Origin of the sequence: Streptomonospora litoralis, from assembly GCF_004323735.1 — a bacterium.
Lineage (GTDB): Bacteria > Actinomycetota > Actinomycetes > Streptosporangiales > Streptosporangiaceae > Streptomonospora > Streptomonospora litoralis.
Window position 1 is genome coordinate 3,120,281 of the sequence record NZ_CP036455.1, and the last position, 18,744, is coordinate 3,139,024.

At 74.5% G+C, this 18,744-nt stretch carries 15 protein-coding genes; 8 read left to right on the forward strand and 7 right to left on the reverse strand.

Translation table 11 applies throughout. The annotated features are described in order from the left end of the window. The first annotated feature begins 122 nt into the window (after positions 1–122). The 3 genes from EKD16_RS13420 to EKD16_RS13430 all read left to right on the forward strand — a co-directional run bounded on the left by EKD16_RS13420 (position 123) and on the right by EKD16_RS13430 (position 4,772). A complete protein-coding gene (locus EKD16_RS13420) occupies positions 123–1,478 on the forward strand; it encodes an 8-oxoguanine deaminase (RefSeq protein WP_131098695.1) in 1,356 nt (451 codons plus the stop codon). Next, positions 1,475–3,913, forward strand: coding sequence for a xanthine dehydrogenase family protein molybdopterin-binding subunit (locus EKD16_RS13425; protein ID WP_131098696.1), 2,439 nt, complete (start codon positions 1,475–1,477; stop codon positions 3,911–3,913). Before EKD16_RS13420 ends, EKD16_RS13425 begins: the two co-directional genes overlap by 4 nt. 97 nt (positions 3,914–4,010) lie before the next feature. Further along, a complete protein-coding gene (locus tag EKD16_RS13430; RefSeq protein ID WP_131098697.1) occupies positions 4,011–4,772 on the forward strand; it encodes an SDR family oxidoreductase in 762 nt (253 codons plus the stop codon). 67 nt (positions 4,773–4,839) lie between these two features. Here the strand turns inward: EKD16_RS13430 and EKD16_RS13435 are convergent, their stop codons facing one another. From EKD16_RS13435 to EKD16_RS13445, 3 genes are all read right to left on the reverse strand, one after another. Continuing rightward, positions 4,840–5,277 carry a 50S ribosomal protein L7/L12 gene (locus tag EKD16_RS13435; protein ID WP_131098698.1) on the reverse strand — a complete coding sequence of 146 codons (438 nt, stop codon included), beginning with the start codon at positions 5,275–5,277 and terminating at the stop codon, positions 4,840–4,842. A 90-nt stretch (positions 5,278–5,367) separates the two neighbouring features. Beyond that, entirely contained in the window at positions 5,368–5,670 is a 303-nt protein-coding gene (locus tag EKD16_RS13440) for a hypothetical protein (protein ID WP_131098699.1), read from the reverse strand. Between the two features lie 70 nt (positions 5,671–5,740). Further along, the gene (locus EKD16_RS13445) at positions 5,741–6,463 is read right to left on the reverse strand and encodes a TetR/AcrR family transcriptional regulator (protein ID WP_131098700.1); all 723 of its coding nucleotides are present in this window, start codon (positions 6,461–6,463) and stop codon (positions 5,741–5,743) included. Between the two features lie 83 nt (positions 6,464–6,546). On the opposite strand from EKD16_RS13445, the gene EKD16_RS13450 reads away from it, so the two are divergent. Together EKD16_RS13450 and EKD16_RS13455 are read left to right on the forward strand one after the other, a co-directional pair. Further along, the gene (locus EKD16_RS13450; protein WP_131098701.1) at positions 6,547–9,150 is read left to right on the forward strand and encodes a molybdopterin-dependent oxidoreductase; all 2,604 of its coding nucleotides are present in this window, start codon (positions 6,547–6,549) and stop codon (positions 9,148–9,150) included. Positions 9,151–9,155: 5 nt separating this feature from the next. Continuing rightward, positions 9,156–10,112 (forward strand): FAD binding domain-containing protein, encoded by a 957-nt coding sequence (locus EKD16_RS13455; protein WP_278248943.1) that lies wholly within the window; start codon positions 9,156–9,158, stop codon positions 10,110–10,112. A gap of 1,275 nt (positions 10,113–11,387) precedes the next feature. On the opposite strand, the gene EKD16_RS13460 is transcribed toward EKD16_RS13455, so the two are convergent. Next, the gene (locus EKD16_RS13460; RefSeq protein ID WP_394347271.1) at positions 11,388–12,134 is read right to left on the reverse strand and encodes a FadR/GntR family transcriptional regulator; all 747 of its coding nucleotides are present in this window, start codon (positions 12,132–12,134) and stop codon (positions 11,388–11,390) included. A gap of 326 nt (positions 12,135–12,460) precedes the next feature. On the opposite strand from EKD16_RS13460, the gene EKD16_RS13465 reads away from it, so the two are divergent. The 3 genes from EKD16_RS13465 (at position 12,461) to EKD16_RS13475 (ending at position 15,374) form a co-directional block, all read left to right on the forward strand. Next, entirely contained in the window at positions 12,461–13,201 is a 741-nt protein-coding gene (locus EKD16_RS13465; protein ID WP_131098703.1) for a (Fe-S)-binding protein, read from the forward strand. An 86-nt stretch (positions 13,202–13,287) separates the two neighbouring features. Further along, positions 13,288–14,748, forward strand: coding sequence for a lactate utilization protein B (locus tag EKD16_RS13470; RefSeq protein WP_131102507.1), 1,461 nt, complete (start codon positions 13,288–13,290; stop codon positions 14,746–14,748). Beyond that, positions 14,745–15,374 (forward strand): LutC/YkgG family protein, encoded by a 630-nt coding sequence (locus tag EKD16_RS13475; RefSeq protein WP_131098704.1) that lies wholly within the window; start codon positions 14,745–14,747, stop codon positions 15,372–15,374. Before EKD16_RS13470 ends, EKD16_RS13475 begins: the two co-directional genes overlap by 4 nt. 133 nt (positions 15,375–15,507) lie before the next feature. On the opposite strand, the gene EKD16_RS13480 is transcribed toward EKD16_RS13475, so the two are convergent. The 3 genes from EKD16_RS13480 to treZ all read right to left on the reverse strand — a co-directional run bounded on the left by EKD16_RS13480 (position 15,508) and on the right by treZ (position 18,701). After that, a complete protein-coding gene (locus tag EKD16_RS13480) occupies positions 15,508–16,194 on the reverse strand; it encodes an alpha/beta fold hydrolase (protein ID WP_131098705.1) in 687 nt (228 codons plus the stop codon). Between the two features lie 115 nt (positions 16,195–16,309). Continuing rightward, positions 16,310–16,771, reverse strand: coding sequence for a PPOX class F420-dependent oxidoreductase (locus EKD16_RS13485; protein WP_131098706.1), 462 nt, complete (start codon positions 16,769–16,771; stop codon positions 16,310–16,312). Positions 16,772–16,916: 145 nt separating this feature from the next. Beyond that, the gene (treZ, locus tag EKD16_RS13490; RefSeq protein WP_131098707.1) at positions 16,917–18,701 is read right to left on the reverse strand and encodes a malto-oligosyltrehalose trehalohydrolase; all 1,785 of its coding nucleotides are present in this window, start codon (positions 18,699–18,701) and stop codon (positions 16,917–16,919) included. Positions 18,702–18,744 lie beyond the last annotated feature (43 nt).

Sequence of the window (18,744 nt, forward strand, 5' to 3'; positions counted from 1 at the left end):
GGCGTCCGCCGATCGCGGAGTACGCGCCGCGCAAGAGGCGCCGCGGCCCGCGGCCGCGCCGCCGCACCGCGCGGTTCGCACCCGCCTCGGCGCCCCGTCCCGAACCCCCGAGGAGGCAGCCGATGAGCACCGTGGTGATCGACGGCGCGCACGTCGTCACCGGAGACGGCGCGGAGTACGAGTCCGGCCACATCGTCGCCGCCGACGGCGTCATCACCGCCGCCGCGCCCGGTCCCGCACCCGCGCACGCCGGGGCGCGGGTCGTCGACGGCCGCGGCCTGCTGGCCACACCCGGCCTGGTCAACACCCATCACCACCTCTACCAGTGGGCCACGCAGGGCATGTTCGCCGACAGCACCCTGTTCGAGTGGCTGACGGGCTCCTATGAACTGTGGAGCCGCCTGGACGCGTCCGTCGTCGCCGACACCACCACCGCCGGGCTCGCGTGGCTGGCGCTGTCGGGCTGCACGACCGCCTCCGACCACCACTACGTCTTCCCCGCCGGCGGCGGGGACATCGCCGCCGCCGAGGTGGAGGCGGCGCGAGCGGTGGGCGTCCGCCTCGACCTGGCGCGCGGATCGATGGACCGGGGGCGCTCCGCGGGCGGGCTGCCCCCCGACAGCGTGGTCGAGACGCTGGAGGGTGCCCTGGCCGCGACCGAGGCCGCCGTGGACGCCCACCACGACCCCGCCTTCGGCGCGATGACGCGCGTCGCCGTCGCCCCCTGCTCGCCGTTCACCGTCAGCCGGGAGCTGATGACCGGGGCCGCCGAACTCGCCCGCGCCAAGGGGGTGCGCCTGCACACCCACCTCGCCGAGACGCTGGACGAACAGGAGCAGTGCCTCGCCGAGTTCGGCACCACCCCGGTGGGCTACGCCGAGAAACTCGGCTGGCTGGGCGAGGACGTGTGGCTGGCGCACGCCGTGCACCTCTCCGACGACGCCGTCGCCCGCATCGCGGCCACCGGGACCGGGGTCGCGCACTGCCCCTCCTCCAACGCCCGGCTGGGTGCGGGCATCTGCCGCTCTGCCGACCTGCTGCAGGCGGGCGCCTCCGTGGGGCTGGGCGTGGACGGGCCCGCCTCCAGCGAACTCACCGGCCTGGCCGCGGAGATGCGCCAAGCGCTGCTGATGGCGCGCGCCCGCGGCGGCCCGCGGGCGCTCACCGCGCGCCAGGCGCTGCACATGGCCACCCTCGGCGGGGCGCGCTGCCTGGGCCGTGCCGCCGAGCTCGGGTCGATCGAGGTCGGCAAACTCGCCGACATCGCGCTGTGGCGGGTGGACGGCTTCGGCCGCGACGCGATCGACGATCCCGTGGTCGCGCTGGTGTTCGGCCCGCCGGCGCCGCCGGAGCACCTGCTGGTCGGCGGGGCCCCCGTCGTTCAGGGCGGAGCGCTGCGCACCGTCTCCGCCGAGTCCGCCGCGGCGGCGGGCCGCCGCGCGCACCGCAGGATCACCACGGAGGTGGAGCGCCCATGACCGCCGACGCGAGACCGCGGACGGCCGCCGCCCGCGCGGACACCGCCGCGGGCGCCCGCACCGGCCTGTCGAGCAGCACCCGCGACGGTGTGGGCGCCAGCCCGCGCCGGCCCGACGGCACACTCAAGGCCACCGGCGAGTTCGCCTTCTCCTCCGACATGTGGATGGAGGACATGCTGTGGGGGATGACGCTGCGCAGCCCGCACCCCCACGCGCGGATCCGCTCGATCGACACCTCGCAGGCGCTGGCCCTGCCGGGTGTCCACGCGGTGCTGACCCACGAGGACGTGCCCGGCGAGAAGCGCTACGGGCTGGAGATGCGCGACCAGCCGGTGCTGGCCGCCGACCGGGTCCGCTACAAGGGCGAGCCGGTGGCGATCGCGGCCGCCGACCACCCCGAGACCGCGCGCCGGGCGCTGGAGCGCGTCCGCGTCGACTACGAGGTCTGGGAGCCGATCGCCGACGCGCGTCGCGCCGCCTTCGACCCCGAGTGCCCGCTGGTGCACGAGGAGGGCACTGTGCCCGCCCACCCCGAGTACAACCAGCGCGGCAACATCGTGCGCCACCAGCCCGTCCGCACCGGCGCCTTCGCCCGCGGCGCCGAGGTGGCCCAGCTGCGCGAGCGTGCCGCGGCGGTGGTGCGCGGCGAGTACCGGGTGGGCATGCAGGACCAGGCGTTCCTCGGCCCGGAGTCGGGTCTGGCGGTGCCCGCCCCCGACGGCGGGGTCGACCTCTACATCGCGACGCAGTGGCTGCACGTGGACCAGAGCCAGATCGCCCCGTGCCTGGGCCTGGCACCGGAGCAGGTGCGCATGACGCTGGCGGGGGTGGGCGGCGCGTTCGGCGCCCGCGAGGACCTGTCCATGCAGATCCACGCCTGCATGCTCGCGCTGCGGACGCGGCGCCCGGTCAAGTTCGTCTACAACCGCGAGGAGTCGTTCTTCGGACACGTGCACCGCCACCCGGCCACCATGCGCTTCGAGCACGGCGCCGGATCCGACGGACGGCTGCTGTACGCGACGCTGGAGATCGTGCTCGACGGCGGCGCCTACGCCTCCACCACCGCCGCGGTCGTCGGTGTGGCGTCGTCTGTGGGCATGGGGCCTTACGACATCCCCGACGTCGCGGTGGACGCCTACGGGGTCTACACCACCAACCCGCCGTGCGGGGCGATGCGCGGCTTCGGCGCGGTGCAGGCGTGCTTCGGCTACGAGGCGCAGATGGACCGGATCGCCGCCGAGTTGGGCATGCACCCGGTGGAGGTGCGCCGCGTCAACGCCCTTTCCCAGGGTGGGCGCATCGCCACCGGCCAGCGGATCGACATGCCGCTTCCCATGGCCGAGATGCTGCAGAGGGCGCGAGCGATGCCGATGCCCGCCGAGCGCGGTGCACTGCCGGACCCGGGCGATCCCCGCACGCTGCCGGGCGGGACCGCCAACACCAGCCGCGGCGAGGGCGTCGTCCGCGGCGTCGGCTACGGCGTCGGGCTGAAGAACCTGTGCTTCTCCGAGACCTTCGACGACTACTCGACGGCGCGGGTGCGGCTGGAGGTCGTCGGCGGCGAGCCGGCTGTGCTGGTGCACACCGCAGCGGCGGAGGTCGGCCAGGGGCTGGTCACCCTGCAGGGGCAGATCGCCCGCACCGAGCTGGGTGTGGAGCGGGTGACGATCCACCCCGCCGACACCGCGGTCGGGTCGGCGGGCTCCTCCTCGGCCTCCCGCCAGTCCTATGTGACCGGTGGCGCGGTGAAGGCGGCCTGCGAAGCGGTGCGGGCGCGGGTGTTCGCACTGGCGCGCGAGCGCGGCCTGGTGGCGCAAGGCGACCCCGACGGCGACCTGGCGCTTGCGGGCGGCAAGGTCGTCTCGGCCGGCGGGGATGTGCTGGCGTCTTTGACCGACCTGCTCGGCGCCGCCGCTGTGGAGGAGACCCGGGTCTACCGGCACCGGCCCACGCGCATGCTCGACCCCACCAGCGGCCAGGGCGACTCCCACGTGCAGTTCGGCATGTGCGTGCACCGGGCGGTGGTCGACGTGGACGTCGAACTGGGGCTGGTGAAGGTCGTGGCGCTGGACGCAGTGCAGGACGTGGGGCGCGCCATGCACCCCCGGCAGCTCCTCGGCCAGATCCAGGGCGGCTCGGCCCAGGGTCTCGGGCTGGCGCTGATGGAGGAGGTGCAGGTCGCCGACAGCGTGATCCGCAACCCGTCGTTCACCGACTACCTGATCCCCACCATCCTGGACACGCCGCCGATGCGCATCGAGGTGCTGGAGCACGCCGACCCCAACGCGCCCTATGGGCTGCGCGGCGCCGGGGAACCGCCGACGCTGTCTTCGACGCCGGCGATCGTGGCGGCGGTGCGCGACGCGACGGGCCGGGCGCTGTCGCACGCGCCGGTGCGCCCGGAGGACATCGTGGGCATCGACCGGTCAGCTTGACCCGGCCCTGAAGTTCCGGGATACGACCGGGTTCGCGGGGCGCGGGGGCGGGCGGTGCCGCGGTGGCCGGTCTCGGAAGCTGGCTAGTCTCGGGAGCATGGAGATCTCTACAGCATTCGTGACGGGGGCCAGTACGGGGTTCGGCGCCGAGATCGCACGCCGCTTCGCGGAATCGGGTGTGCGTGTGGTGGCCGCGGCCCGGCGCGGTGAGCGGCTGTCCGGGCTCGCCGAGGAGCTGGCGCCGCGGGTGCACCCGCTGGAGCTGGACGTGCGCGACCGGTCGGCGGTCGCCGCGGCGGTCGAGGGGCTGCCCGCGGAGTTCGCCGCAGTGGACGTGCTGGTCAACAACGCCGGGCTGGCCAAGGGCATGTCGGGGGCGGCCGAGGCGGACGTGGACGACTGGGAGCAGATGGTCGACACCAACTGCAAAGGCGTCATGTACCTGACGCGCGCGCTGCTGCCGGGCATGGTCGAGCGCGGGCGCGGCCACGTGGTCAACATCGGGTCGACGGCGGGGAGCCACCCCTACGCCGGCGGCAACGTCTACGGTGCGACCAAGGCGTTCGTGCGCCAGTTCAGCCTGAACCTGCGCGCGGACCTGCACGGCACCGGGGTGCGGGTGACCAACGTCGAGCCGGGGCTGGTCGGCGGCACGGAGTTCTCCGAGGTGCGCTTCGACGGCGACCGGGAGCGCGCGGCGGCGGTCTATGCGGACACGCAACCGCTGGGGCCCGACGACATCGCCGAGGCGGTGCACTGGATCGTGTCCCAGCCCGCCCACGTCAACGTGAACACGATCGAGCTGATGCCGGTCGCGCAGACGTTCGCGGGGCTGAAGGTGTGGCGCGAGGGCGAGTGAGGCGGTGCGGCGCAGGGCCGGCTCCCGGGCGAGCGGGGCGCGGCGGGCCAGCGGGTCGGCCGGGGCTTCAGTCCAGGGCTTCGATGGTCCGCGCAGCCTCGGCCTCGTTCATCCCGGTGCGCTCGACGAGCAGGCGGATGGCGTCGACCATCCGCTGCTGGTCGCGCAGCTCGCGCACGCGGTCGGCCAGCGCCGCGGTCTCCTCCCCCGGTTCGGGGAAGACGGGTACCGACTGTCCGGCGCGGATCGTATCGGCGATGGCCTTGGCGGTGCGCAGGTCGTATCCGGTGATCTCGCGGATCTCCTTGACGGCCTGGATCTGCCTGCCCTGGGCGACGACCTCCTTCGCCCGCTCCGCTACCGGGCCGGGCACCGGCTTCAGCAGGTGCGGCGGGGGCGCCTTCGGGGCGCGGCGGGGCTTGCGCGCCGCCAGGACACCGATGACCGCGATGACACCCAGGAAGACGACAGCGGTCACCGAGAGCGTGGCTGCGTCGAAACCCATGGCGGGAATCCTACGGCGTGCGCAGGGAGCGTCGGCCCGCCGCGGGCGATCGGGCTGCCGCTCCCGGAGGCGGCGCGCGGCCGGGCGGAATCAGTCGGCCGCGGACTCGCCGAGGGTGGGGACGTGCCGTCCGGCCTGCAGCGCGTCGACGATCGTCTTGGCCGAGCGCAGGTCGTAGCCGGTGGCCTCGCGCAGTTCCTTGATGGCGTGGACGGGTTTGCCCTCGCCGATGCGCTCCCGCGCGCGGGCGACGACGTCGTCCGGCAGCGCGTGGCTGAGGGGTGAGGCGGGCGAGCGCCGCCGCTGGGTGCGTCGCTGGGACTCGCGGTACAGGCCCAGGGCGAGGCCGCCGCCCACGGCGACGGCGAAGAAGACCCACATCCAGACGTCCATACCGGGATTCTAGGTGCGCGCCGGTCGGCGGGCGTCGGCGCGGCGCCGGTATGCGCCGGTACGGCGGCCCTCAGCCCGAGGCGGGGCGGTCCGGGCTCACCGCGGTCGGCGGCGCGGCCGTGCCCCCGGGAACATCGCGCGCGGTCAGCCCGGCGACCAGGTCGGCGACGAGGCGGGCGAGTACGCCGTCCTCGACGGTGTCCCAGCCCTTGTGCGCCAGGTGGCCGGAGGTGGCCAGCGTGACCAGGCCGTGCAGGGCGGACCAGGCGAGGACGGCCATGTCGTGCGGGTCGCCCGCCCGGATGGCGCCGGCGCGCTGGCCCTGGGCGAGGGCGTCCACGCAGCGCTCGATCAGGGCCTTCGCCGCCTCGTGCACGCCGGGCCCGTCGACGTAGGACAGGTGCTCGCCGAAGGTCAGCCGGTAGTGCTCGGGCCGGTCGATCCCGTCGCGCAGGTAGGCGAAGAACGCCCGGCGCAGCGCGGCGGGCACCTCGGCCGGCGGGGTGGCGGCGGTGGGCAGCGCCTCCATGACTTCGCTGCGCACCGCCTCCAGGCTGCGCAGGGCGACGGCGCGCAGCAGGTCTTCCTTGTCGTCGAAGTGGCGGTAGGGGGCCGCACGCGAGACGCCCGCCAGCTCGCCGACTTTGCGCATCGTGACGGCTTCGGGTCCGCCGCCGGCCAGCAGCTGCGAGGCGGCCTCGATCAGGCGCTCGCGGGTGTCGCCCGCGCCGCCCTGCCTGCCGGCTCCCGATCCGGCCGTCGACTCGGAGGGCCTCTGCTGAGCTGCGGACATACCGCGACATTAGCACGGTGTTGACAACGTCAACGCGGCGGCCTATGTTGACGACGTCAACACCACTTCTGGGGAGACCCGCGTTGGACATGACCGTGAACGGGACAGCGGCGCAGGTCAGCGCCGATCCCGAAACCACCGCCGCCGAGCTCGTGCGCGACGGGCTCGGCCTGACCGGAACCAAGACCGCCTGCAACGGCGGGGTGTGCGGCTCCTGCACCCTGCTCGTCGACGGCGCCCCCACCGCCTCCTGCCTGCTGCCCGCGGCCGCCCTTGAGGGCCGCGCGGTCACCACCGTGGAAGGACTCGCAGCCGACGGGCCGCACCCGGTGCAGCGGGCCTTCGCCGCCCACGACGCGATGCAGTGCGGCTACTGCACGCCGGGCTTCGCCGTCGAGGCGGCCGCCTTCGTCGACCGGTACCGCGCCGAGCGCGGCGACAGCGCGCCCAGCCGCGCCGAGATCGCCGACGCCATGGCCGGGCACCTGTGCCGCTGCGGCGCCTACCAGGGTATTTACGCCGCCATCGCCGCCGCGTGCACCGGCGAGCACGATGCGGAATCCGAGTCGGCCCCGCCGCGCGCCGAGGCCTACGACAAGGTGACCGGACGCGCGCGCTACACCACCGATGTGCGGCCGGACGACTGCTGGGAGGCGGTGATCGTGCGCTCGACCCGGGCGCACGCGCACGTACGCTCCGTCGACGCCGGCAGCGCGCCGCACGTCGACCTGCTCGGTGCCGACCGCACCGTGCGCTACGTCGGCCAGCCGCTGCTCGCCGTCGCCGCGCCCACCGCCGCCAAGGCGCGGGCCGCCGCCGAAGGCGTCTTCGTTGACTACCGCGACCTGCCCGCCGCGCTCGACCCCGCGACGACCCACCGGCCCGAGGCGCCGACCGTGTATTCCACGCGCGCCGAGCGCGGTGCCGCCCTTTCGCACTCGGAGGGCGGTACTCCGCCGGCCCGCTGGCGCGGCAACGTACGCGGCCCCTTCAGCATGGGCTGGCGCGGCGCCACAGCGGTGAACCGCATCCGCAAAGCCGTCCGCGACAACGACCCGCACCTGGTGACCGGCGTGTTCAGCACGCCCGCCCAGGCGCACACGGCCCTGGAACCGCACGCCTGCGTCGCTCGCTGGGACGACTCGGGCGACCTGCACATCCACGCCTCGACCCAGACGGTGATGGCACTGGCCGACGCCGCCGCCAAGCGCTGGGAGCTGCCGCGCGAACGCGTTCACGTCACGGCCGAGCACGTCGGCGGCGGTTTCGGCGCGAAGGCGGGGCTGCGGATGGAGAACATCGCCGCCGTGGAGCTGGCCCGGATCACGGGTGCGCCGGTGCGGCTGGTCTTCGACCGCGCCGCGGAGCTGACCGATGGCGGCCACCGGCCCGGCGCGCGCGTGGAGGTCGGGTTGCTGACCGACTCCGAGGGCGGCCTCGCGGCGCTGACGATGGACGCGCACTCCGACGCCGGCGCGTCCATCGGCGGCATGGTCGCGACCATGGGCCGACTGGTCTACGGGCACGCGCCGCGGCGGCTGCGCGACTTCGACGTGGTCACCAACCGGCCGCCGGGCGCTCCCTTCCGCGGCCCCAACGGCGCGCAGTTGACGTGGGCACTGGAGCAATCGGTCGACGATGCGGCCCACCGCCTCGGTGAGGACCCCGTCGAGCTGCGCCGCCGGTGGGACGGCAATCCCAAGCGGCACGCGCTCTACGACTGGGCACAGGCGCTGCCGGTGTGGCGCGAGCGCTCGCTGGGCGGTGGCTCGGGCCGGTTCCGGCGCGGTGTGGGACTGGCCGCGGCGAACTGGCTTTACCTGTTGGACCCCTCCACCGTCGTGGACCTGGTGGTCGAGAACGGCACGGTGGTGGCCCAGACCGCGGTGCAGGACATCGGCACCGGCGCCCGCTCGGTGGTCGGCGACGCAGTGCGCTGCGAGTTGGGCCTACCGGCCGAACGCGTCGAGGTGCGCACGGGCAGCAGCGACCTGGCCTACGCGCCCCCGTCCAACGGCAGCCGCACCACGGCGTCCCTGGGGCCGGCGGCGCTGGACGCCGCCGCGAAGCTGCGCGAGGAGGCGCGCCGGCGCACGGCGGGCTCCTCCGGCGGGGCGGGTGGCCTGGACGCCGCCGCGCTGGCCGCGCTGGAGGGGGTGCGGGTCCGGGGCGGACGCCGCCGCGACCGGCGCGGGTATGTGACTCCGTTCTCCCTTTCGGACGGCGGCACGGTGGGCCGCGGTTTCACCGGCGCGGTGCACGTGATGGAAGTGGAGGTCGACACGCTGCTGGGCGGTGTGCGTCCCACGCGCTGCTGGGCGGGGATCGCGGCGGGCCGGATCTATGCCGAGCGGCCTGCCCGCAACCAGATCGAGGGCGGCGTGGTGCAGGGCGTCGGCTACGCACTCTATGAGCAGCGCCGCGACGACCCGCTCACCGGCGCCGTCCTGACGAACAACCTGGAGGACTACCGGATACCCGGTATCGGCGACACCCCGGAGATCACCGTGCACTTCCACGAGGAGGGCTGGGAGCACGTGACCGGCGGGGGCGTGGGCATCGGCGAGGTGTCCACCATCGGAGTGGCCGCGGCGGTGGGCAACGCCGTGTTCGACGCCACCGGCTGGCGGCCGCGCGACCTGCCCATCCGGCCCGACCGGCTGATCGAAGGGATCGGTGCGAAGTGAGCACAGTGAACACGGTGGACACACCGGCGGACGTCCCCGCCGCAGCGGCGGCGCTGCGCGACTCGGCGGGTGAGGCGCGGGCGGGCGGCACCGACGTCATGGCGCGGCTGCGCGAGGGCGCGGTCGGCGGCCCGTTCGTCGATCTGCACCGGCTGAGCGGCCTGCGCGGAGTCGAATGGTGCCCCGACGGCTCGGCGCGCATCGGGGCGCTGACCACCGTCGCCGAGGTCGCCGCCGACGAGCGGGTGCGCACCGCCTACCCGGCGCTCGCGCAGACCGCGGCCGCCGTCGCCACGCCGCAGATCCGGGCGGTCGGCACGCTGGGCGGCAACCTGCTGCAGCGCAACCGGTGCCCCTACTTCCGCAGCGCGGCGTTCGACTGCCTGCAGAAGGGCGGCGACACCTGCCCGGCGCGCGAGGGGGACCACCTGCACGGCACGGTGGTCGACCAGGGCGCGCGGTGCGTGGCGCCGCACCCGTCATCGCTGGCGATGGCGCTGATGGCCTATGACGCGGTGTCGGTGGAGGTCGAGGGCGCCGCCCCGCGGGCCGTAGCCGACCTCTACGACGGCACGGACTCGACTCGCGACCACGTACTGGAGGGCGGGAGCCTGCTGACGGCGGTGGTGATGCCGCCGCCGGCCGAGGGCGAGAGCGCGGCCTACCGGCGCGCGACCTCCCGTTCACGCGGGGAATGGCCGCTGGTCGAAGCGGTGGCGCGGGTGGTGCGCACCGGCGGCACCGTGACCGCGGCCGCGGTCGCCGCGGGCGCGGTGGCGCGCACGCCCATCCGGCTGCCCGAAGTGGAGTCGGCCCTCGTCGGCACGGCGGGCAGCGCACAGGACGCCGCAACCGCGGTGGCCGGCGTCCCGGCCCTGTGCAGCCCGCTGCCGCAGACCGGCTACAAGGCGACCCTGCTCCGCGACACGGTCCTCGACGTCCTGGAGCGGGCTCTGGCATAGGCGCCTGGGAGACGGGTCGGAGGGGGCGGTGCGGGGCGGACGGGGCGGGGCGGGTCGGGTCCGCTGGGCGGCCTTGTGACCTTCCGGGGTGCGGCGGGTGTGCGTGGAAAAGCAGCGGCAAGGGCGGCAGTGGGCTGAGCCCGCGGTCGCCGGGTCGGGTGCCCGCCGGTTGCGGCAGCCGACGAGGGTCGGGGCGGGTCCGCTGGGCGGCCTTGCTGGCCTGCCGGGCGACGGGTGGCCTGCGAAGAAGCGGCGGCGACGGCGGCAGCGGGGCCGGGCCTGCGGTCGCCGGGTCGGGTGCCCACCGGTTGCGGCGGCCGACGGAGGCGGCATTCGGCCGCCGCAGGCCGGTCGGCGCATCGAACGCGTGGTTTTTGCCAAATTCCGGCCCGCGGGGTCGGTCTGTGGGGCCGGATTCGGCGCCGAATCCGGCCCCACAGACCGACTCGATGCCGCTGTTCCCGTTGATCTGGCGCCGGTTGGCCGGTGTGGTACCGCCGTGTTGTGGCCGGGCCCGCACCGCCCGGGGGTCGCGCGGTGCGGCGCGGTCGCGGGTGCTCACACCGCTCGGTGGTGCGCCGGATCGGGGGCCCGGGGGCGACGACGCGTCGCTCGTGGCGCCCGGGCGTCGCCGACGGGTGCCCCACCCCCCGATGGGGTGGACTTTTGGGGGCCTATGCCCGTTTTGCGGGCGGCCTCGGCGGGGGCCGTGGCCACGAGACGCACGAAAAGTTGATGTCGGGGGCGTTTTCGCGCCATTCGGCGCGCCTCGTGCCCCGTCGGCAAAGACAGACACACCGGGAAATCGGGCATTGGTGGACAAAATACACCGTATAGTTTCGTATCGCGGAATGGCGGTGCGGGGGTAGCGCCTCAGGGCGGCGCCGAGGCGGATGCCGCCGCACATACGTGCATCTCGTGACCCCGACCCCGACCGCCCCGCATCGGGCTCGCGCCGGCAACGGGGCGGCGACACCCGGGCTCGACCACCCGCGGTCGGGGCCGTTGACCACCGCAGGCCCGAAACCGCCGCCGTCGACCACCGCCACCGGCGAGCACCCGAACCGATGGGCGCAGGCGCCACCTCGCGGTGCCCTCGCCGCCCCGTCGGGCGGACCACCGGCGAGCACCCGATCCGGTGACCGCGGGCCCGACCGCCCGCCGCCGTCGCCGCGCCTTTCTCCAGACCACCCGACCCTCGGCCGGCCAGAAGGCCGCACAGCGGACCGCGTCCGCCTCCGCCTCCGCCGCCAGCCGCCGGACGCCGTGCTCCCGCTACTCCCCGCTGTCCGAGTCCAGAATGCCGCGCAGCCAGCGTTCGACCTCCATGACGTGCATGGTCGCTGCGGCGCGGGCGGCGTCGGGGTCGCGGTCGCGCAGGGCCTGGTAGATGCGCTCGTGGTCCTCCCGCAGACGTGCGGTGATCCCGGCTGCGCGGTGGCCGTGCCAGACGCGGGCGTTGAAGGTGCGCGACGACAAGCCGTCGTTGATGGCCAGCAGGGTCGCGTTGCCGGTGATCTCCACGATCGCCTGGTGGAAGGAGAGGTCGGCGGCGACCGTCTCCCCCTCGCTGCCTCCGGCGTCGATCCGCTCCAAAATTCCCGCCAGTCGGCGCAGCTGCACCTCGTCCGCGCGGGCGGCGGCCAGGGCGGTGGCGGCGGGCTCCAGCATGCGGCGGACCTGCAGGACCTCGACGAGCGTCTCTCCCTGGGAGATCTCGGCGAGGACGGAGAAGGTCTCCAGCAGATCACCGGGGCGCAGCGGTGTGACGTAGACGCCGGCGCCGTGGCGCACCTCCAGTACGCCCAGCGTGGTCAGGGCGCGGATGGCCTCGCGTATCGAGCTGCGCGAGACGCCGAGCCCGGCCGCCAGGTCGCGCTCGGTGGGCAGCCGGTCCCCGGGGCGCAGCTCGCCGGCGGCGATCATCTGCTTGATGTGGTCGATGGCCCGCTGCGTCACCGGGAGCCGCTCCGGGGCGGCCGCCTCCGAGCGGGGTGGCGAAGCGTCGTCGGGCGTGATCACCGGTGCCTGCCTTCCGTCGTGGCGTCGGCCTTCCGGCTGCGCCGGGACCGCGTGCCGGGCGCTCTCCGCCGCACGGATGCGCGCCACGCAGTCCCATCTTGACATCCGTGTCCCCCGCCGCGTAGAAGTGGTCGGACCAATCGGGAATGTCGAGCGCCGATCTGCGCAGAGTGCACCTTGTTGCCGATTGGGTTACCAGAAACGTCCATGCGGGCACGGAACAGACATCGGACCGATGGCCGGGTAGGCCGCGGCGGCGCAGGCCACGGCGCCACCGGCGGCGTCCGGTCGCGCCGCGGCGAGCCGGCCCTGAATCGAGGGAGCACATGCGGATCGCGTTGTTCGTCACCTGCGTGAACGACACCCTGTACCCCGGTACCGGGCGTGCCGTGGTGCGCCTGCTGCGCCGGCTCGGCCACGATGTGGTCTTCCCCGAGTCCCAGACCTGCTGCGGCCAGATGCACTACAACACCGGTTACCGGCGCGAGGCGCAGAAGCTTGCGGTGCGCTTCGTCGAGACCTTCGCCGACGCCGACGCCGTGCTGGCGCCGTCCGGTTCGTGCGCCGCCATGGTGCGCGACAACTACCCGCGGCTGGGTGAGCCCGGCAGCCGCCTCGACCGCGCCGTCTCGGAGCTGGCGCCGCGCGTCTACGACCTGTCCGAGCTGCTCGTGGACGTCCTCGGGGTCACCGACGTGGGCGCCTACTTCCCGCACACCGTCGCCTACCACCCCACCTGCCACGGACTGCGGCTGCTCAAGCTGGGCGACCGCCCCTACCGGCTGCTGCGCAACGTCGCCGGCATCGACTTGCGCGAACTGGAGGGCGCCGCCGAGTGCTGCGGCTTCGGCGGAACCTTCGCGGTGAAGAACGCCGACGTGTCCGCCGCCATGGGCGCCGACAAGGCGCGCAACGCCGCCGCGACCGGCGCCGAGGTGCTCTGCGCCGTCGACAACTCGTGCCTCATGCACATCGGCGGGACGCTGGAGCGCCAGCGCGCCGGTATGAAGACACTCCACCTCGCCGAGATCCTCGCCTCGACCGAACAGGAGCCGGCCCGCGTATGAGCCCTCAGCACCCCACCGGCACCGGCCGCCGCTCGCGCGGCCCCGACTCCGCGGATCGGGCCGCCGGGCAGGCGACCTTCATGGGCATGCCGTCCTTCCCCGAGGCGGCCAAGAGCGCCACCGGCGACTCCCAGCTGCGGCACAACCTGCGCAAGGCGACGCACACGATCCGCGCCAAGCGCGACGGCGCCGTCGGCGAACTGGACGACTGGTCGCAGCTGCGCGCGGCGGGTGCGGCCATCAAGGACCGCACGCTGCGCCACCTCGACACCTACCTGGAGCGGTTGGAGGACGCCGTCACCGCAGCCGGCGGACGGGTTCACTGGGCGGCCGACGCGGCCGAGGCCAACGACATCGTCACCGGGCTGGTGCGCGCCACCGGCGAGAGCGACGTCGTCAAGGTGAAGTCGATGGCCACCCAGGAGATCGAGCTGAACGAGGCCCTGGCCCAGGCCGGCATCACCGCTTACGAGACCGACCTTGCCGAGCTGATCGTGCAGCTCAGCGACGATCTGCCCTCCCACATCCTGGTCCCGGCGATCCACCGCAACCGCGCGGAGATCCGCGAGATCTTCCGCGATCAGATGGCCGCCTGGGGGGTGCCTGCGCCGGAGCGGCTCAGCGACGACCCCCGCGCCCTGGCCGAGGCCGCGCGCGTCCACCTGCGGGAGCGGTTCATGCGCACCAAGGTGGCGGTCTCCGGCGCCAACTTCGCCGTCGCCGACTCGGGGACGATGGTGGTACTGGAGTCGGAGGGCAACGGGCGGATGTGCCTGACCCTGCCGCAGACGCTGATCTCGGTCGTGGGCATCGAGAAGATCGTGCCCAGCTGGTCGGACCTGGAGGTGTTCCTGCAGCTGCTGCCGCGCTCCTCCACCGGCGAGCGGATGAACCCCTACACCTCGACCTGGACCGGGGTCACGCCGGGTGACGGCCCCCAGGAGTTCCACCTCGTGCTGCTGGACAACGGGCGCAGCGACGTCCTCGCCGACACCGTCGGGCGCCAGGCGCTGCGCTGCATCCGCTGCTCGGCCTGCCTGAACATCTGCCCGGTCTACGAGCGCACCGGCGGCCACGCCTACGGTTCGGTCTACCCGGGACCGATCGGGGCCATCCTCACCCCGCAGCTGCAGGGCACCGCCTCGGAACCGGAGGCGTCGCTGCCGTACGCGTCGTCGCTGTGCGGCGCCTGCTACGAGGTCTGCCCGGTGGCCATCGACATCCCCGAAGTGCTGGTGCACCTGCGCGAGGAGGTCGCCGGCGGCTCCGGGCACACCGCGGAGAAGGCCGCCATGGGCGCGGCCGGATGGGTCTTCGGCGGCGAGCGGCGGCTGGGCGCGGCCCAGCGCGCGGCCTCGGCGGCCCGGTCGCTGGTGCCGCGGCGAATGCCCGGCCCGGCCTCGGCCTGGACCGACACCCGCGACATCCCCGACATCCCCGAGGAGTCGTTCCGCTCCTGGTGGCGCCGCGAAGGCGCGGCCGAGGAGGCCCCCGAACCGGGTCGGGCTCCCGGAGACGGCGACGAGCAGGAGGGCGGTCGGCGATGAGCGGCTCCCGCGAACGGATCCTGGGGCGGGTGCGCGCCGCACTGGCCGACGTACCGCCCGGCGAGGCGCCGGAGGACGTGCTGGTGCCGCGCGACTACTCCTCCGCCCACGACCGGGGAGAGACCATCGCGCTGCTCGTCGACCGGCTGGAGGACTACAAGGCGCTGGTGCACCGCACGCCGGCCGGGGAGTCGGCCGAGGTCGTCGCCCGGGCACTGGCCGGGCGGGGGGTGCGCCGCGTCGCGGCCCCCGACGACGCCCCCGAGGACTGGTTCGCCGAGTGCGACACCGATGTGGCGCGCGCCGGCGGCCTGGACCCGGCGGGCCTCGACGGCGTGGACGGCGTCGTCACCGGCTGCGCCGCCGCGATCGCCGAGACCGGCACCATCGTCCTCGACGCCGGGTTCGCCCAGGGCCGCCGGGCGCTCACGCTGATCCCCGACTACCACCTGTGCGTCGTCCGCGCCGACCAGATCGTGACGGGTGTCCCCCAGGCCCTCCCCCGCCTCGATCCCGGCCGCCCCCTGACCTGGATCAGCGGCCCGTCGGCCACCAGCGACATCGAACTCGACCGCGTGGAAGGCGTGCACGGGCCGCGCACGCTGGAGGTCGTCATCGTGGAGTGAGGGCGCGCGACGGGCACGGCCACCGCGCCCACTTCCGATGCGCGTTCGCGCTGCACGGCCATGTGGTTCCGGGTCGGTGCAAGGGGCGGCGAAGGCGACCTCGGTCGAACGTTGCTGCGGGCAGCGCCGCGTTTCAGTCTCCCCGCCGGTTCCAGAACCCGTGCAGTCGCTCCGCCAGTTCACGCGGGTGGGCGAGGGCGACCATGTGACCGCCATCGATCTCGTCGGGGGTGATGCCGAGGCGTTCGGTGGCGTGGGCCCTGGCGAAATCCGGCGGGAAGAACCGGTCGTCTCTGCAGAGCAGGAAGCGAGTCGGAACCTGCGGCCAGGCCCGCAGCGGAGACGGCTGCTCCCAGTTCGCGCCGCCCTGGTCGCGGGCGTGCTCGAAGGCCGCGTCGACCAGGCGGTCGGGCACCCCGTTGAAGAAGGCGTCGACTTCCTCCCGCCGCGTGTCCAAAGCGATGCCCAGGTCGTCGTGGCCTGTGGCGCTCCACCACTCGGCCGGGCTCTCGCCCGGTTTCGGGACCATCCCGGCGACGAAAACCAGCAGTTCGGTCGCGACGCGAGAGCACACCAGCGGCGCCACGAGCCCGCCGAAGGAATGGGCGACGACGGCCAGGCGCCGATGTCCGGCGCACTCGGCTACGACCGCGTCGGCGTATTCCGAGATGCCGTTGGCGTCGTCCTCGATCGGCAGGTCGACCGCGACGACCTCGTGGCCGAGCCCGCGCAGCTCCGGCTCCACCAGGTGCCAGTCCCACGCACTGCTGCCGCCGCCGTGGATCAGTACGAAGGTGGCCGGTTCAACGCCGATGCCCATGGCGCCCCCTCTCTCTCGCGAGCATGTTCCACAGACAAGGACCGCCCTGCGGCCTGGAACTCATCGGTCGCCGAGGAGGGCATCCCGCCCCGCTGTCCGGACCGTTCGGGCTTACTCAGGCCAACCGGGCGGGGAAGCCTCCGGTGGCGACCGGCCCCCAGTTCCGGGGCGTGATGCGGACGACGGACTTGCCCTGGCGGCGCATGGCGTCGCGGTACTCGTCCCAGTCGGGGTGCTCGCCGGAGATGACGCGGAAGTACTCCACGAGCGGCTCCACGGCGTCCTCGCCGCCGATCACCTCGGCGGTGCCGTCGACCTGCACCCAGGGGCCGTCGAAGTCCTCCGACAGCACGACCGCGCTCACCCGCGCATCGCGCGCGGCGTTGCGGGTCTTGGCGCGCTCGGGGTAGGTGGAGACGACGATGCGCCCCTGGCCGTCGACGCCGCAGGTGACCGGCGAGGCCTGCGGCTCGCCGTCGGCTCGGCGGGTGATCAGGATCGCCCGGTGGCGCGGGCGGACGAAGTCGAGCAGCTCCTCGCGCGAGACGCGGGTGTTGGTTGCCATCGACGGGCTCATCTGCGGACTCCTCCACTGCGGCTGCGGCGGTCGGGCGGCGCGGGGCCGCACCCGGGCGCTCGCCCGCGCAGGCGCGGACGCGGTCGGCGGGGGCGGCGATCACGCCCGGAGAACCCTATACCGCCCACGCGGCGGGCCGGTGCCCTCACCCGTCGCTCGGCCTGTCGCTCTCCTCGACGCCGGCGACCTCCACGACGGCGAAGGACTCCGGGGGCAGGTGCAGCCGCGTGCCGTGCACCGATGCGCGCGCCGAGGACAGCAGCGGCTCCGTGGCGGGGCCGTCGAGGACGGTCTCGGCCGCGGTGGCGCGCAGGTTGCACGCGACGCGCAGCCGCCCGCGGTGCAGCACCACTTCGCGGCCGTCGGCGGCGGCGCGCACGGCGAAGCGGTCGAGGCGGGGGTCGGCCAGCTCCGGCCGGGCGCGGCGCAGCGCGATGAGGTCGCGGTAGGTCTGCAGCATTTCGCGGTGCGGCGGGCGGGCGCGCTCCTCCCAGCGCAGCACCGCCTGCTCGCGGGTGCGGGGGTCGAGGGGGTCGGGGACGTCGTCCTCGTCCCAGCCGTGGGCGGCGAACTCCCGGCGCCGCCCCTTGCGCACCCCCTCGGCCAGCCCGGGGTCGGTGAAGGAGGCGAAGAACGGCCAGGGCGTGGACGCCGCCCACTCCTCGCCCATGAACACCATGGGCGTGTAGGGCGAGCACAGCACCAGCGCCGCCCCGCAGGCCAGCAGGCCCCATGAGGCGGTGGCCGCCATCCGGTCGCCGGCGGCGCGGTTGCCGATCTGGTCGTGGTTCTGCAGGTAGGCCAGGAAGCGGTGGCCGGGGACGGCGGCGAGGTCGACGGGGGCGCCGTGGGTGCGGCCGCGGAAGGAGGAGTACCGGCCGTCGTGCCAGAAGACTCGGCGCAGCGTCTGCGGCAGCACCTCGGGCGGTGTGAAGTCGGCGTAGTAGCCGTGGCCTTCGCCGGTCAGCGCCGCGTGCAGGGCGTGGTGGAGGTCGTCGGACCACTGCGCGGCCAGGCCGTGGCCCCCGGCCTCGCGCGGGGCCACCGTGGCGGGGTCGTTGCGGTCGGACTCGGCGATGAGTGTGAGCGGGCGGCGCAGTCCGGCGGCCAGCGCGTCGACCTCGGCCGAGAGCTCGGTGAGCAGGTGGCGGGCGCGGGAGTCGTGCAGCACGTGCACGGCGTCCAGCCGCAGGCCGTCCAGGTGGAAGTCGCGCAGCCAGCCCAGGGCGTTGTCGATCACGTAGCGGCGGACCTCGTCGGAGCCGGGGCCGTCGAGGTTGAGGGAGGGGCCCCAGGCGGTGTCCCCGCTGAAGTAGGGGCCGAAGCGGGGCAGGTAGGCGCCCTCGGGGCCGAGGTGGTTGTAGACGACGTCGAGCAGGACGCCGAGCCCGCGGGCGTGGCAGGCGTCGACGAAGCGCTTGAGGCCGTCGGGACCGCCGTAGGGTTCGTGCACGGCGCCCCACAGCACGCCGTCGTAGCCCCACCCGTGGTCGGCGCCGCCGAAGGCGTTGACCGGCATCAGCTGGACCAGGTCGGCGCCGAGTCCGGCGAGGTGGTCGAGCCGCCGCACGGCGGCGTCCAGGGTGCCCTCGCGGGTGAAGGTGCCGACATGCAGTTCGTAGAGGATCGAGCCGGGCAGCGCGCGCCCGCGCCAGCCGGCGTCGGTCCAGGTGAAGGCGGTGTGGTCGTAGATGCGGGAGGGTCCGTGCACGCCGTGCGGCTGGTGCGCCGAGCGGGGGTCGGGCAGGGGCTCGTCGGAGCCGTCGAGGACGAAGGCGTAGTCGTCGCCGGGCCGGGCGGAGGGGATCCGCAGGCGCCACCAGCCGTCGCAATCCGGGCTCATGGGATGGTCCCGCCCGTTCAGGCGCAGGTCGACCCTGCCGCGTTCCGGTGCCCATACCCCGAAGCGGTGCCCCTCGTGTGCGTTCACGCCGCGGTTGTACCCCGCGGCTCGGCGGGCGACGCGCCTGCGC